The sequence below is a fragment of the Prolixibacteraceae bacterium genome (genome assembly GCA_019856515.1).
Classification (GTDB): Bacteria; Bacteroidota; Bacteroidia; order Bacteroidales; family Prolixibacteraceae; genus Halosquirtibacter; species Halosquirtibacter xylanolyticus.
Genome location: CP082230.1, coordinates 1,344,640 through 1,360,141, shown reverse-complemented (window position 1 = coordinate 1,360,141; position 15,502 = coordinate 1,344,640). Strand labels below are relative to the sequence as shown.

At 35.5% G+C, this 15,502-nt stretch carries 6 protein-coding genes; 4 read left to right on the top strand and 2 right to left on the bottom strand.

Annotated features, from left to right (window positions below; translation table 11 throughout):
- Positions 1–18 precede the first annotated feature (18 nt).
- Both K5X82_04605 and K5X82_04600 read left to right on the top strand, forming a co-directional pair.
- On the top strand, positions 19–3,075 hold the full coding sequence (locus K5X82_04605) for an efflux RND transporter permease subunit (GenBank protein ID QZT38185.1): 3,057 nt from the start codon (positions 19–21) through the stop codon (positions 3,073–3,075).
- Positions 3,068–5,497, top strand: coding sequence for an efflux RND transporter permease subunit (locus K5X82_04600; GenBank protein ID QZT38184.1), 2,430 nt, complete (start codon positions 3,068–3,070; stop codon positions 5,495–5,497). The genes K5X82_04605 and K5X82_04600 overlap by 8 nt, the downstream gene beginning before the upstream one ends.
- A gap of 12 nt (positions 5,498–5,509) precedes the next feature.
- On the opposite strand, the gene K5X82_04595 is transcribed toward K5X82_04600, so the two are convergent.
- Positions 5,510–6,751 (bottom strand): ISL3 family transposase, encoded by a 1,242-nt coding sequence (locus K5X82_04595; GenBank protein ID QZT38183.1) that lies wholly within the window; start codon positions 6,749–6,751, stop codon positions 5,510–5,512.
- A 110-nt stretch (positions 6,752–6,861) separates the two neighbouring features.
- On the opposite strand from K5X82_04595, the gene K5X82_04590 reads away from it, so the two are divergent.
- The gene (locus tag K5X82_04590; GenBank protein QZT38182.1) at positions 6,862–7,530 is read left to right on the top strand and encodes an efflux RND transporter permease subunit; all 669 of its coding nucleotides are present in this window, start codon (positions 6,862–6,864) and stop codon (positions 7,528–7,530) included.
- Positions 7,531–7,822: 292 nt separating this feature from the next.
- Here K5X82_04590 and K5X82_04585 read toward each other — a convergent pair whose 3' ends face one another.
- Positions 7,823–11,752 (bottom strand): response regulator, encoded by a 3,930-nt coding sequence (locus K5X82_04585; protein ID QZT38181.1) that lies wholly within the window; start codon positions 11,750–11,752, stop codon positions 7,823–7,825.
- 552 nt (positions 11,753–12,304) lie between these two features.
- Here K5X82_04585 and K5X82_04580 point away from each other — a divergent pair.
- Positions 12,305–15,484 carry a TonB-dependent receptor gene (locus K5X82_04580; GenBank protein ID QZT38180.1) on the top strand — a complete coding sequence of 1,060 codons (3,180 nt, stop codon included), beginning with the start codon at positions 12,305–12,307 and terminating at the stop codon, positions 15,482–15,484.
- The last annotated feature ends 18 nt before the right edge of the window (positions 15,485–15,502 follow it).

Here is a 15,502-nt window from a genome sequence, read left to right as displayed (position 1 = left end):
TGAATAAATCAAGATTTGATGGTTATAATTAGATATTTGATGCAACGCCCCATATCTGTCTTTATGACTTTATTGGGGGTATTGATGTTAAGCGTTATTGCTTTGAATAAAGTGCCCATCTCTTTGGTGCCGAATACCGCAGTACCCAAAGTAACGATTCGTGTAGATCATGCTATGGCTAGTGGAGATGAAATAGCACATGATGTATTAGAGCCACTTCGTGTTCGTCTGTCTACATTGAGTTATCTAAAAGAGATGACTACCACTGCCTATGATCATCATGGGGCGATAGATTTGAGATTTGAATATGATGTGGATATGGAAAAAGGGATAGCACAAATTCAATCAAAGATTGATCAATGGATACCTAGTATGCCTTCAGGGTATAGCCGTCCTGTCGTTTTATCTCATGAGTCAACTGATATCCCAATGGTTAAGATTCAGGTTGTCGCTTCAGGCTTGTCTTCTTCACAGTTGTACCCTTTGGTTGGGATGGTTTTTAAGAAGAGTTTTGAGTCACTACCTGGTATTGCATATGTAGATTATAGCGGGATCTCTCCAGAGGTGTTAGAGGTCGTTGTAGATGTAGATAGATTGAATCTGTATGGTATTTCGCTAGCCCGATGTAGAGCACGTTTATTGGAAGAGAAGATTGCTTTAGGTAGTTTGATGGTTAAAGATGGCAAATATCGTTTTCCTCTTCGTATAGAAAATAGCTCTCCTAATATTGAAGATCGTTTGTCCACTATTCATTTGATGTTGTCCGATGGATCGGTAATACCTATCACTGAATTTTGTAAGATAGGTTATCGAAGCCATCAAGACAAAGGGGATCATTTTTTTGATCAACAGAAGGGGGTGGTGATGCAAGTACATCGTCAGTCACAAGCAAGGGTAATGGATGTAATGTCTTCATTGAGGGGAATGAGAAGGGAATTAGAGGAAAAATATCCCAATGTGTCTATATCTTTTACGGAGGATCAAACGAATTTACTTCATGAAAGTATATTGAGTTTAGAGAGTTCACTACTGCTAGGTGGCCTATTTGCATTCATATTACTTTTTCTTTTTCTTGGAAGGTCTTACTTGCCTATAATTATGTCGTTGGTGATCCCTATCTCTTTGGTGTTGACCATGGGGATCTTTTACCTTTTTGATATTTCTATTAATATTATCTCTATTGGTGGGGTGAGTTTGGGTATTGGAATGCTTATTGATAATGCTATCATTGTAATGGATAACATTGGAGCTTATCAAAGACGATGGTCTTCAAAAGGTGTCGAGGGATGTTTTCAGGCCTGTGTACAAGGAACATCAGAAGTGGTTGGACCATTAATTTCATCTGTGCTTACTACTTTAGCTGTATTTATTCCACTCATATATTTAAGTGGTGTTGCAGGGTTTCTTTTTCAGCAGCAAGCCTTTGCATTGACAGCAACTTTAGTATCTTCTTTGTTGGTCTCTTTTATAGTGGTTCCTTTATTGTATTACATCCTGTATGTCTATCATTATAAGAGAGGAAAAATATCACAAACTACGACAACGTTATTGTATCAGTGGGTAGAGCAACGGATGACTAGACTCCATGATAGGGTGATGGGGCATCAGTCTGTTTTACTATGGATAGGTATTGTGTGGATTACCTTTGGACTTTACCCTTTGATGAAAATTGAGCGCAAAGCACTGCCTAATTTGACGGAACAACAGATGGTGCTGTGGATAGATTGGAATAAAAAGATGACTAAAACTTTATTGAACAGTGCTAGTAAAGAGGTTTCATTATGGTTAAAACCATATAGTGAGAGTGTGTCAGTGGATGTTGGCACAACTACTTTTGAACATCAGACTGCATATGTACCCATGGAACATTCTCACTTTTATGTTCGTCTAAAAAAAGCATCAGATAAGAAAAAGATATTATTTCTTCTAGAGAAGAAAATGCGAAATAGTTATGCTTTTGCTTCATGGCAGTGGCGAGCGGCAGAAAATACCTTAACGCAATTGGTTTCTAGTGATCAAATCCCTTTTATAGATATACGTTTTAGAACGCTGAATCACGACAATTCAAGATATAAGATATCACAGATAAAGTACATTCATGACTTTGCTGATAATCACGGATTAAAGGTTGCAAGTTCAGGTGCTGTCTATCCGGCTCTCTCTCTAATTATAGATAGAGATCGTTGTGTTCGTAAGGGAATTGCTTATCAAGAGGTTGTATCAAAGTTGTATCGATTGGTTGGTCGAAATAGTTTGATGAATCTTCGAAGTGAAGGAGGGAAAGTTGAAGTTTTGCTACAAGAAGCAAGCCAAGGGTTGTCATCGATCTATCAAAGTGAAATAGATGGTGTTCCACTGGATTATTTAATACAGTTTGAGCCGACAACAATGCCATTATGTTGGGTGTCAGATAAAGAGGGAAGATATATTTCTTTGTATAGCATGGTTCCTATAGCGAATATAGACAAAATACTTGATGACTTGGAAGAATCTCCGGTGATAAAATCATCGTTTCGTATTGGACTTAAAGGGGAATATTTTAGCTATAAAGCGGAACAGAGACATATGATTCAGGTTATTGTATTGGCTCTGCTTATCCTCTATTTCATTCTTGCGGCACAATTTGAATCTTTTGTTCAGCCTTTGGTGGTTATTGTGACATTGCCTTTAGGTATGGTTGGAAGTTTTTGGTGTCTATGGCTTTCAGGACAAACCCTGAATGTAATGGCTTTTATTGGGATTATTGTTATGTTAGGTGTCACGGTGAATGATGCTATTTTAAAAATTGATACCATCAACACTATGAGACGACGATATCCTAACCGATCGGTTGTTGATGTTGTTGATGAAGCATGTGAACTCCGTTTAAAGCCGATATTGATGACCACCTTGACTACTGTTTTAGCACTATTGCCCATACTTTTTGGTGGCGGACTGGGAAATGAGTTACAACAGCCATTAGCCCTCTCTGTAATTGGTGGATTGTCTATTGGTACATTTATGGCTATATTTTGGGTCCCAGCATTATATCTGCAATTAACACGATGGACAGAGAAGGGGAGGCAAAATGATTAAAAGAAACCATTTTCGAATTGTATTACTGTTTTTCATCACGTCTCTCTTTGCATTTTTGTCGTGGGATAGGCTTCAGATTGTTTTTTATCCCCAAGAGCGTGTTCCCCAATTTGTAGTAAGTTGCTCTTGTGTGGGAATGAGTGTATTGGATGTAGAACAATCAGTTACATCTGTACTAGAATCTTCTATTGCGACTTTGTCTGGAATAAAACATATTTCTTCGTACTCGTATGGTCAGCGTGCAGAAGTGCATTTTGAAATGAGTACACAGGTTGAGGAGTCTAAAGTGGAGAGGCAGATGCAGGTATTGTTGAGAGAGGTGTATGGATCACTGCCTAAACGATGTGGATTTCCAGTGTTGCGTCAGGGGGGAAGAGGAGAAGCCGAAAGTGCACTTCAGATATATAATATCACCTCTAATAATCCTGAAGTTGTGGATAATATAACAACATTACATCGCCAACTTGTGGTTCCTATCTCTTCGATTACAGGGGTTTCTAAGGTGGAGTTAGTGGGGGTACCTCAAAAAAGAGTACGGATCTCTATTGACCCGCTGTTATTGTCAAGATATCATATGCAATTTGAACAAGTGATGGAAATTATTCATCGTTCGAGCAACGTTTCGTTATTGGATGGGAGTGGACGTATGGTAAATAAAAAGATCTATTTGGATTGTAGTATCTCGGATTTGGAGACATTGCGTACTCTTCCGATTCAATGTGTAGATGGTCAGATCTTGCGTATGGATGAGGTGGCTGTTTGTGAAGAGATATCACACCATAATGGATCACAGTATAGAGTAAATGGTAAAGAGAATATACGATTACTTATCTATTGTCTTAAAGATGCAAATATATTAGAGGTGTCACGAAATATCGAAGAACAAGTGACTCCATTTATAAATAATAAGGAGGGGGATATTTGTCTTTCTAAGGAAAAAGATCGAACAGCAAGTGTGAAAGGGTCATTGAATTCACTTCTTTATCGCTCTTTGATATCTTTGGCGATCTTGTTACTATTGATTTTTATATCGTATAGGCGTGTAAAATATCTATTGGTGTTATTTGCAGGTTTGGTGGTTAATTTCCTCTGGTCTATATGTATTATCTCTTTGCTTGATATACAGATTCACCTCTATTCTATCGCAGGTATTGCAATCTCTTTTGGGATGATATTGGATAATGCGATAGCTATTTTAGATCATTTCAAGAAATATGAAAATCGATCCAATTTTATAGCCATACTTGCAGCTTCTGTAACTACGATGATGGCTATTGGCTTGGTATTTTTATTGCCATTAGACCAACAGAAGAATTTGGTGGATTTTGCAAAGATTATTATTGTGATGTTATCTGTCTCATTAGTGATTGCGGCTTATTTCACCCCAGCCATGTTCTATCTGGTAGGATTAGATAGAGAAGGCCATTGTGGTACGGTAGGACATGGATTGCTGACGAAAAGTCGCTATAAATTATATAAGAATACTATTCAATGGTTGGCCAATCGAAAAAAAATAGTTTGGATCTTTATGATATTACTGTTTGGTTTACCGCTCTTTTTAATGCCTCGAAAATTAGATGATGGTCCCTTGAAATTATATTATAATACTACGTTTGGATCGAATTTCTATAACTATAAGATGCGTCCTATTGTCAACAAGGTATTGGGTGGTGTTTCTTATGTTTTTTATACCAATGTGTATGAGTCTGAGATTAAGATAGAGGAACCAGAGTTCTGTTTGAGACTTACTGCTAGTTTAATGGATGGGTATACTTCGATACAGTTGGTTAAATTAGTCGATTTGCTTGAGACAGAGATTGCTAAATATGATGGTTATAATCGATTTGAGACATCTATAGGTGTAAACCTTCAGGCGAATATAGAAGTTTATTACCCAAGAGATAATTTTGATGAAGCTGCAGGATTAAAACGAGCGTTGATGTTGATCGCCCTAAAAAGAGATGGGGCGAGTTGGAATATTTCAGGTTATGGAAAACCGTTTACTTCAGGACAGAAAATATGCAGAAGAAAGCATGAGATACTACTTAAGGGCTTTCCTTATGAGAGTTTGGCTTATTGGGCAAGAAGAATTGGAGATAGTTTAAAAACGTCAGGAAGAGTTCTGGAGCTGAATTGTAATGATCGGATTAATGATTTTGATCTATTAAAGACTGAATTTGTTGCGTTTCTTGATCGCAAGAAACTTTATCATTATGGTATATCGAGTTATCAATGGCAACAACTTATTCAATCGAATAATCGAGCGGATTATCCTAATGGACAAGTCGTTTTAGGAGGTCGGCGTGTTCCTATTATTACAGGAATGGAAGAGAATGAATTAATGTCTTTTGAACAAATTGAAGCTGGTTATTTATATGATATGAAGGGGGAGTCAAGAAAGTTGGCTCTTTCCAAGATTTGATGGGTAATCATATTAAAAAGAACAATGCTTATTCACCTTTCTAAAATCTAATTTACCCGTAACAAGATATATCATTGTGATGAAATTTTTAGTGTCCCTAAATCCTTTAGCTCTTCTTTTTACTGTTTGAACCACAGAATTAAGACCTTCTAATATTCCATTATTTATCTTTGTTTCCATCCATTGCACAACGCCATCCCAATGTCTTTTAATTGTATTGGCAGCCTTGATGATAGGCTCCATCCTAGAGTGAGTTGCCCAATAATACCATTGTTTTAATAAGCACACAAACTCTTCTGCCGTGTTAGCGTATGTGTAAATATCCTGAAAGCTTTCACGTATTCGGAGTGCTCTGAAACTCTTTAATTTACTGTTTGATATAGAAAGATCCTTAAAGGCTTGCTGTTGCTTTAAGGTGAAGTTTGTCTTGTTCTTTAAGAATAAATACCTGTTCCCCTTTAGACACTCTTCATCTTTTGCTTCAGATCGTCTAACCTTATCTACTGCTTCATTGATTATCTTCATAATATGAAACTTGTCAAATGTAATGGAAGCATCTGGAAGGTGTGTTGCTATGCCACTAATGAATGAAGGAGACATATCACAACTGACATGACTTATTTTACTTGATTTGATCACTTTATTTTGGTCGTGATAATGTGGAATAACCTTACAAAAAGAAGCAATAGTTTCTGCCCCTTTTCCTTCAGTAACATGTACTGTCTTGCGTTCTTTTAGGTCTACAAACAAAGTAACATAATTATGCCCTTTTTTACAAGAAGTCTCATCAACCCCTATCATCTCAATATCAGAATGGTCTTCTTCGGCCTTTGCTGTATCGACATACAAAGTTGCCAACTTCCATAGCTTATCATCATAAACACCTGTCATTTGTGCAACCTGATGAACTGGCATATAAGAAATTAAGGACATTAATAATGCTTCAAACAACAGTGTAAAACCAGGTAGTTCACCTTCCCAAGGCATATCAAGAATAGCAACATTACCATCTCCCTTTATAACACGGGGAACACGTGCAGTTAAATAACACTTATACTCAAAGAAGCTTAAATGCTGCCATGTTTTCTTTCGTGTATCATGCACCTGTAGGTTATCCTCTCCATTGTGACTAAAACGAGAACCTCTCTTAAAATCGATATAAACATCTAAACGTTGGGATTCCTTGTCTAAGTTAATACCATCAATAAAATAGGGAGATTCAATATGTAAGGCTGAGGCTAATAAATCGTACATGATGTCTTATTTTAGAAGTTATTATATAGAAATTAAACATGTAGCATACCCACTAAGTTTCGGAAAGAGCCAGAAAGTTTAAAGATGTTGTATCCATTGATAAGAGGCAGGTGGCACCATCTATCCAGAAAGAGGATCGAAAATACTTGAGAGCTATTGGACTCAACTATTCTGGAGGTGATATTTTTGCGGCCAGGTATATGAAAAAGACGATGAATAAATTTCGTCATTTGCTTCCTGAGGGGTATGAGTGGGAGTTTAAAACGAAAGTGGTGTTAGAGGAGAAAGAAGAGGAAAAGGTTTCAAGTATGTTGTTATTGTGTGTGCTATTTCTTGAGATTTTCTTTGTGTGTGCTATCTTATTTAATAGTATAAGAACTCCTCTTTGGATTGTTTTAACGATACCTTTTTCCTTTATAGGAGTTATGTTACCTTTTAGTTTATGGGGTTTTACTTTTGATCAAGGTGGATATGTATCATTCATTTTCTTAGGAGGTTTGGTTGTAAATGCGACTATTTATGTGGTCACTCAGTATTTTGAGGAACGTAAGAGGGGAAGAGGTTTGTATATGTCGTTGATGAAATCTGTTTGGATTAAGAGCTTTACTATATTTGTGACTTTGATTTCGACGATAATAGGGTTACTCCCTTTTGTTTTGGGATCACGAAAAATCCCTTTCTGGTATTCCTTTTCTATTGGAACTATTGGTGGACTGCTATTTTCGATGGTTGTCATCTTTTTTTTACTTCCAATCATTATTTGTCCGAAGACGAAGTAAGTAAGAGAGTGGGGCTTGTTCAAGTGAATGTAATAATATTTGAACGTTGTTTTTTCCAAAAGCCTTTGTCTTCTCTTATTAACTGGCATAGGTGATAATATCGGTCTCTTGAGAAGATGTGTTGTTTTAGCAATGGGTTAAAACCACAGGCTATAACGTTTTAGAGCTTTCAGCATCTGATTGTTGCAAAAATATATTGACAGGTCTATGTGCAAGACCTGATTGAGAGGATAAATGTAGAAGCACTTATAGATTTCATGCGAATTCTATGAGTGCTTCTGTTTTATATGATCTAGCTTGCTGTTTTAGTGTCCTCAGTGATTTTATCTTTACGATAGTTTGTTGGAGTTGCACCTTGTTTCTCTTTGAATACTGTACTAAAGTATCTAGAAGAGGAGAAGCCAACTTCTGTGGATATCTCTGTAATACTTTTTGACGAGTGGATCAGTAGATGTATGGCTTTTTTTATACGTGCCTGAATGACATACTCCATAATACTTAATCCCATCAAGGATTTAACCTTATTGGAGATAGACGAACGACTCATGTACATCTTTTGTGTTATTAATTTAAGATCAAGGTGTGGATTGTCTAAGTTATCTTCTATTAGCTTTATGAACTTTGATAGAAAGTCTTCATCGATACTACTTATGGTTGACTCTTCTATGGTTACAGTTGTAATACCTAAATCCTTGTATCTACTTTTAACAATTTCTCGATTTCGTATTTGTGTTGTGATCACAGACATCAACAAATCAAACTGGAACGGTTTGGGAACATAAGCATTGGCTCCCAACTTGTATCCATTAAGGGTGTTATTTGGATTGTTGTAGGCTGTCAATAAAATGATTGGGATATGACTGATCTTAAAATCATTTTTGACTGCTTTACAAAGATCAAATCCGTTCATTTTAGGCATCATGATATCACTAATGATGATATCTGGTTGATATTTATAGATGTCTTCTAGCCCTTTTTTTCCGTTGTTTGCAGTATATACATTTTTAAAAAGAGGATTAAGGTGGTCACTCACCATCTCTTGTAAATCCTTATTGTCCTCTATGATAATAATCGAATATTCTTTTGTGTTGATTTCAATATCTAACTCATTGTGGTGTATGGGTATATTTGAACTTTTGTCCATCGAAGGATTAGTATTCACTACAAGTGTATCTGGGATCTCAAAGTAGAACGTGGATCCTTCTGTATCCTTATTTTGATAGGCATTGATCTTTCCACCAAGTTGCTTCACTAACATTTGAGAGTAAGATAGACCGATGCCATTTCCTTTAATGCCGTGCGTTCCCTGATAGTAACTAGAGAACAACTCGGTTATTTCAGATTCATTGATACCAATGCCTTGATCTTTAACTGATACCCTTACAAATCCATTATCTCTTTTTGTTGAAACTTTAATTGTGGTGTTTTCGTGTGAGAACTTCAACGCATTCATAATCAAGTTAGACAAAATGATTCCACATTTATTTGTGTCAAAAGGTGTCGATTTTATTGTTGTATCAAAATTAAAAACAAGGTCTATTTCTCGTTCTTTTAACTCGTTTGAGAATTCATTTACTTTACTCTCTACCCATTGGTTTAGCTTACAAGAGGTGATTGTCGACATATTTTTTTGCACCTCAAGACTTCTTATATCTAAAAGTGTGTTGATAATATTCATCATATTCTGCACTTGCTTATAAATACTCTCGATATCTTTTTTATTTAAGATATGATTGTTATTCGAGGCAAAGTAACGTTGGAGAGGTGCGTAAATAAGAGTAAGAGGTGTTCTTAGTTCATGACTTATGTTAATAAAGAAATCTACTTTTTCTTCATAGTACTCTTCTTTAATTTGGTTGATCTCTAGTTGTTGCTTTTGAATTCGTCTCTTTTTAATGTTCAAATGAATAATGGATGTGATCGTAATAATGATCAAAATTAATAGCCCATAAAAAGTATTGGTTTTCCACCAAGGTGGAGTTATCACTATTTCTAATAGTTTTTTTTGTTGTGTCCATTCACCATTAGATGATTTATATGAACCAATTAGATTAAATCGTCCAATAGGCAAAGTGTAGATCTCGATATTATGATCAAATGTTTCAATAAAGTTCTTGTTGATTCCTTCAATCATATAACGGAATTGATTTTTATGGAATATGTTTCCTTTGACCTTGAGTTTGATACTCAGTGCTGTGAAGTTCCAAGGAATAGATAACTTTTTTTTGTTGATGATTTGTTTTTTGGTTATATTCTTTCCGTTAAGTTGTAAACTAGATATTCCTAAAGTGTTGCTGTTAATAGCAGGGAAATGAATGTCTTTATTTATTTTTAAAAGACCTAATACCCCCCCCATGTATATCTCTCCCGATTTAGATATCAATTTAGATTGTGCGATGTACTCATTTAAAGGGGTATTATATGTGTCATTAAGTATCCGTAGATTGTTTAACTTAATGTCGTACAAATAGATCATGTTTTTAGCTCCAATCCATAACCGATCATTTTTGTCACATAGAATTGTATTGACTCCGAAAGAGAGACTTTTTATCTTCTTGATTATTTTATTCTTTTTAGGATCAAAACAAACAAGTCCTGAATTCTTCGCTAACCAGAAATATCCTTTAGAGTCAATGCAGGCATCATTGATCATCTCGGGTTGTTTTGTGGTGAATATGCAACGAGTAGATTGAGACGAACGATCAAGTTCAATAAGTTCTACTCTTGAAACGTAGTATATTTTAGCACTATCTTCTGTGACTTTTGTTAGATTTTTGTAATGATAATCAATGTTTTGAGATGCGAGTATTGTGAATTTATTTGTTCGTATGTCAAACAGGTACATATGGCTGCCATTTAAAATAATCCTGTCTTTGTCGTAGTTGCTTAAAGAGATTGACTGTCCTAAATGTGTGTTAAGGTTTGAAATACGTCTATTTAGTATTGTAAAAGGAGTAAGTTTACCATTGTTTTTATTAAATCGAAATACCCCATGTGCAAAGGTCGAAATTAGTAGTTCATCTTTATTAAAACTACATATAGAAGTCACTTTTTTATTTTGGGTCGTTTTATAATGTTTAAATGTTTTTTTTATCGGATCAAATAGGTTGATTCCACCCCCATCAGTTCCAACCCATATTTTACTGTTTTTATCTTCAAATAGGGATACAACTGTTTGATTACTCAGACCTTTTTTATTGCCAAAAGGGACATTGTAAAATACTTCTGAATAGGTCTTTGATACTTTGATCAGTCCAGAACGGATTGAACCTAACCACATATTATTGTCTATATCATTGTATAAGCATCTAAACGATAAGCAGGGTAGGGACGAAGAATTATTAGAATCTTTTTGGATGGAAGAGAACGAGAAGTCTTTTAGTGAAATTATATTTATTCCACCACCATCTGTCGCTAACCATATATGATTGTTATGTTCTTCAAAATCTAGAATAATATCATGCGTAAGGGGGGAGTTTTTGGAGGAGAAATGATGAAGTAATTTCCAATTCTTATTGTAGCATCGGACACCTTTATTGGAATCGGATACCCATATTTGTGAATGTGAATCTACAAAGAGAGCAGGAGTTTTATTGTTGATATTTAAGTTGACTTTTTTTATTGTTTTAGTTTTAAGATTTAGGGTGTATATTCCATTCCACCTACTGTTGGCTAGGATGATGTTGTCTTCTAATTTCTGCAGTTCAGATAGTTGTGTGTTTTTAAGTTTGTCTTTGGATAAGTGGATTTTTGCTAATGAATTGGTTTTATAGTTGTATTCGAACAGGTGAGAAGTTGTGATGGGAAAAATAATTTTGTTCTTTAGAGAAATACTCGTGTGGCTGATGATAGGTTTATTCTTAAATCGTTTTCGTTTGAATTTCTGTGTTGTACGGTCAAATGTTGCTAGACCACGAGAAGTTCCAATCCATAAGGTTTTTTGTTTGTCTTCAGTAACAAAATAGATCTCATCAGATGGTAAAGTCTCCTTATCAAATGGGCAAAAGTTATATGTTTTAACTTGATATCCATCGTAACAGTTTAGGCCTTCATGATTACCAATCCAAATATCCCCATTATGATCCTTAGTAACGCAGGAGATATATGATTCTAATAATCCATCACTAATAGATATTTGATTGAAGCTGTAAGTAGGAGAAGAGTATGTTTTATATGTCGCCGTAAAGGTGAGAAGAGATAAAATAAATAATCGGATTTGCATTATAAATGTGTGTTAAAGTTGTTTTGTGTAGTTCATGTTTTGTGTAGAAAACATAGGAGTAAATTTACAATATTTAATAAAAAACACAAGTAGGTTGCTTTTCATTTGTGATTTCTTCAAATTTTTGTTGTCTGTATAAGCTGATGAACTATATTTTACAAAAGTGATATCAAAAAGTTGAATTGTTAATAGAATCACCATAAAGTCAATTCACTATATCTTTCAAAAGATCAATATATGAATAAAAATACGTTTGTTACAGTAATCGATGTTTCGGTATTGTAGTTGTTGATCTGAATATGTCCCATAATTCAGATTAGAGCTGTTTAAAAGAGGTGGCTAGGTGTGTATTTAGTTGTTTGAAAGGTGTTTGTGTATGATTTTGTGCATATTTATTCCTTTTGATGTGTGTGATATGTATTTAGGAAAATATAGGAGATTAAGAGGTATATTTTGAACATGAATGAGAGTAATATTTGATTATTTAGATTGGTAGAATATAGAAGTATAACTAAGCCAAAACACATACTAATCTTTATTAAATTCATGCTTATGAAGAATTGTAAATTAGCATTCATATGCTTTCTTTTATTTCTCTTACACAATGCGCTCTATGTCCAAGGACAGACACTGATAGAAGATGTCGTCATAAAAGGAAAGGTTTTTGATGATTCTAAAATGGGTATGCCAAGTGTTAATGTTATCGTTAAAGGGTCCACTACAGGGACTATCACGGACTTTAATGGAAACTATACCATTAAAGTTAAGGATAAAAAAACGACTTTGGTATTTTCATACATGGGATATCTGACTCAAGAGGTGGTTGTTAAAAAACAAAAGGTAATTGACATTGTTTTAAAGGAGGATGTTCAATCACTATCTGATGTTGTGGTTGTTGCTTATGGAACGAAAACAAAAGCGACATTAACAGGTGCTATTTCTACTGTCGGCACGGAAGAGCTGACAAGAACTCCTACATCGAATGTAACACAAGCATTGGCAGGAACCTTGCCTGGTGTTGCCACAGTTCAAACGAGTGGACAACCTGGTCATGATGCTGCCAAGATCTATATTAGAGGAAGCGGTAGCTTAAATGATGCATTAGGGGAACCATTGGTACTTGTCGATGGTGTTGAACGAGAATTTGCAAATATTGATGAAAATGAAATTGCAAGTCTATCGATATTAAAAGATGCTTCATCCACAGCTGTTTTTGGTATTCGTGGTGCCAACGGCGTTATCCTTGTAACTACACGACGCGGTGGGAAGGGAAAACCAAAAATTTCAGTCTCTTCTTCTGTAGGGCTGCAAGAGCCCATCTCTTTGCGGAAACAAGCGGGGAGCTACGATTATGCAAGAATGTGGAATATTCGTGCAGAAAATGACCAAACATCTGAGAAGTTTACTCGTGAACAAGTAGAAGCGTTTAGAACGCATTCTGATCCTATTATGGCTCCCGATATTGATTGGCAAGACTACATGTTTAATAAATATTTTATACAAAATAAGAATAATGTAAATATTTCTGGAGGAGGGGATAAGGTAAGCTATTTTGTCTCATTAGGTTATATGTATCAAAATGGATTGATGAAAGAGTTTGATCAACTCCCTTATGATAACAACTATAAATATGATCGTTATAACTATAGGGCAAATATTGATGCATCGTTAACCAATACTACGAAATTAAAAATCAATATTGGTGGAAACATTGGAAAAACACAAGAACCTATTGGCGTTGAAAATGTACGACATATTTGGAATGTAGCCACTGTTTGGTCAGTGCCATTTGCAGGACCTGGTTTGATCAATGGGAAACGAACGGTATTAAATAAAGGAGTCCTACCTTCTGGGTCTAAGGTTAGAGATGGTTTATTTGCTTTTTATGGATATGGTTATAAAGAAGCTTACAATTCGAAGATTAATTTTGATGTTGATATTGATCAGAAGCTTAATTTTATAACCAAAGGTTTGAAAGTTGGGGTAAAAGCATCTAACGATTATCAATACGCTTTAAACAAACGTCATGAAGTGAATATCTACGGTCCCGTAGAGTATCAAACGGCTTATTATGCATCTCAGTTAAATGATCCCGGATTAGATATGAATGATCCTCGTTATGATCGTACTGTGGTGTATGTACCCGTTGGTAACGACAAACCACTTAAATATAAGGAGAGCTTTGGGGCTTACAAGAGAAATTGGTATTTAGAAGGACGATTGAACTATAGTCGTACTTTTAATAATCATAAAATAACAGGATTATTTTTATATAATCAATCGAGGGTATACTATCCAAGAAATGCAATTCAGAAGAGTAAGTTAGCTCCCTATAGTTTTATGCCTAGAGGGTATGTCGGTTATGTAGGGCGTATCACTTATGGGTATCAAAATAAATATTTACTAGATGCCAATGTAGGGTATAATGGATCTGAAAATTTTGCACCCGGTAAAGAGACTCGTTATGGATTGTTTCCATCCGTTTCAGGGGGATGGGTTCTTTCAGAGGAGTCCTTTCTTCAAGGAAGTCCTTTCTTGAGTTATTTGAAGCTACGTGCTTCGTGGGGATTGGTAGGTAATGATAAGTCGAAGTTTCGTTTCTTATATATGCCTGGGATTTGGAGTGGTTCTGGTTCGTATAGTTATGGTATTGATAATCCCAATAGTATGCCTGCTAGTGTGTTAGGAAAGCCGGGCAATCAAGCAGTAACGTGGGAAACTGCAGCAAAACAGAATTATGCTATAGATATGAAATTGTTTGATAACCATCTATCGATAAGTGCGGATGTTTTCTTCGAACATCGTACGGATATTTTGGAGAATTATAAGACTACTCCCTCCATCATTGCAACGTCCCTACTACCTACCAATTTAGGCGAAGTGGATAATCATGGCTACGAAGTACAGATTGGATGGAGAAGCAATATTGGTTCTGATTTTAAGTATAATATTAATGCCAATATGTCTTACGCAAAAAATAAGATCATTTTTATGGATGAGGTTGCTCAGGACTATGATTACATGATGAAGACAGGAGGTTCAACGGGACGTAATGGCGGACTCTATCAGTTTGATAGAATGTATCAGTACAGTGATTTTGCAAAAAATAAAGATGGTAGTTATGAATTAGACTCTAGTCTACCTCAGCCTTTTATGACAGTACATCCAGGTGATGCTAAATATTCTGATTTAAATGGAGATGGCATTATAAATAGTTACGACACCATGGTCGATGGTTACTCACGACGACCTGAATATGTTTTTGGGTTAAATGGTGGATTCCAATATAAAGGCTTCGGCTTTAATATGCAATGGACTGGGGCTACTCATGTTTCCAAATTACTAGAGGCAGATCACCGTGTTCCATTTACTAATGGAGATAGAGGTCTATTAAATAGTTTCGTAAATGAAAGTTGGACAGATGAGAATCAGTTTGATGCCACTATGCCAAGGTTATCGAAGAATATGGAGAAATGGAACCAAGCACCTTCCACCTTATGGCTTAAAGATGCTTCCTATATCCGTCTTAAGACGGTGAATGTTTCATACACTTTTAAGGATAGTCGATTTTTATCATCGATGGGACTAAAGTCTTTTAAGGTCGACCTAAGTGGATATAATCTATTGACATTTACAAAGCTTAAGTTGATTGATCCAGAGGCACTTGCTGACAATAAAGGGAGTTATCCTCTGGTTAGGGTGTATAGTCTTGGAGTGAAGATAAATTTCTAGTGATAATATAAAAAAAAG